The 1524-nt window shown below is 75.1% G+C and carries 3 protein-coding genes; all 3 read left to right on the forward strand.

Features of this window, described 5'->3' with window-relative positions:
* On the forward strand, positions 1–503 hold a 503-nt coding region (locus tag ACTUAL_RS24325; RefSeq protein ID WP_440901879.1), incomplete at its 5' end, for an acyl carrier protein.
* Positions 500–1204 carry a 3-oxoacyl-ACP reductase FabG gene (gene fabG, locus ACTUAL_RS24330; protein WP_440901880.1) on the forward strand — a complete coding sequence of 235 codons (705 nt, stop codon included), beginning with the start codon at positions 500–502 and terminating at the stop codon, positions 1202–1204. The genes ACTUAL_RS24325 and fabG, both read left to right, overlap by 4 nt.
* Positions 1205–1208: 4 nt before the next feature.
* A partial coding sequence (locus ACTUAL_RS24335; RefSeq protein WP_440901881.1) for an SDR family oxidoreductase occupies positions 1209–1524 on the forward strand: 316 nt, incomplete at its 3' end.

Below are 1524 nucleotides of genomic sequence, written 5' to 3' on the forward strand. Positions count from 1 at the left end.
GCGCCGACGGGCTGGCGGGCACCCCGCACGGTGACGTCGTCCTCGCCTCGGGCCTGCGCCTGATGCCCACCCGGCGCGCCGTCGCCGCGGCGCTGGACGCGCCCGCCCTCTGGAGCGCGGTCGTCGACGCGGACTGGGGCGAGGTCGACCGCTCCTACGCCACCGCGCTGCGCACCCCGTTGCTGGCGGAACTCGCGGGAGAGGGCGCACCGACCCGCGCCGCACCGCGCCCGGACCCGGTCCAGCACCGGGAACTGCTGCGCGAGCACGTCCGGACCGTCATCGCGGGCGCGATGGGCATCACGCCCGAGGCGCTCAACCCGAGGGCCAACCTGTTCGCCCTCGGCGTCGACTCGCTGATGAGCCTGTCGATCATCCGCACCCTGGCCGCCACCACCGGCCACCACATCCCGCCGACCGTGCTGCGCGAGCGCCCGACCGCGCTCGCGCTCGCCGACCACCTGGCCGAGGCCGAGCAGACCACCGAGGGGGAGCAGCGATGACCGGGGTAGCACTGGTGACCGGGGGCAACCGGGGGATCGGACTGGCGACGGCGACCGCCCTCGCCAAGGCCGGGATGCGGGTGGCAGTCACCCACCGGGGTGGCGGGGCGCCCGCCGAGCTGTTCGGCGTGCGCTGCGACGTCCGCGACGCCGAGCAGGTCGACCGGGCCTTCACCGAGGTCGAGCGGGAGCTGGGCCCGGTCGGGGTGCTGGTGGCCAACGCGGGCGTCACCAGGGACCGCCTGGTCGCCACGATGGGACCCGAGGACTTCGAGGACGTGCTGCGCACCAACCTCACCGGCGCCTACCTGGTGGCCAGGCGCGCGGTGCGCGGCATGGTGCGCCGCCGCGGCGGTCGCATCGTCCTGGTGGCCTCGGTCTCGGCGCTCACCGGCGCGCGCGGCCAGGCCAACTACACCGCCGCCAAGGCCGGGATGATCGGCTTCGCGCGCTCGGCGGCGTTGGAACTGGCATCCAGGGGCATCACCGTCAACGTGGTCGCCCCCGGCTGGATCAGCACCGACATGACCGACGAGCTGCCCGAGACCGCGAGGGTGGAAGCGGCGGCGCACGTGCCCATGCGCAGGTTCGGCGCCCCCGAGGAGGCCGCTGCGGCGATCGCCTTTCGGGCGAGCGACGCGGCCTCCTTCGTCACCGGCGTCGTGCTGCCGGTCGACGGCGGCCTGTCCCTGGAGCGCTGACACCGTGCTCAAGGGGAAGACGGTGCTGGTCACCGGGGTCATCACCACCGCGTCCATCGCCTTCCACGTCGCCAAGCACGCCCAGGAGGCGGGCGCGCGGGTGGTGCTCACCGGCTACGGCAGGCTCAGCCTGGTCGAGCGGATGGCCGCCAGACTGCCCGAGCCCGCCCCGGTGCTGGAGCTGGACGTCACCGACGAGCGGCACCTGGCGACCCTGGCCGACCGGGTGGGCGAGCACGCCGACCGGCTCGACGGGGTGCTGCACTCCATCGCCTACGCCCCGCCGTCGGCGCTGGGCGGTGGGTTCCTGGACACCGCGT

The sequence above is a fragment of the Actinosynnema sp. genome, assembly GCF_052038725.1.

Excerpts from the sequence above, each read along its gene's own strand:
- fabG (WP_440901880.1), top strand. The coding sequence starts at position 500 with ATGACCGGGGTAGCACTGGTGACCGGGGGCAACCGGGGGATCGGACTG.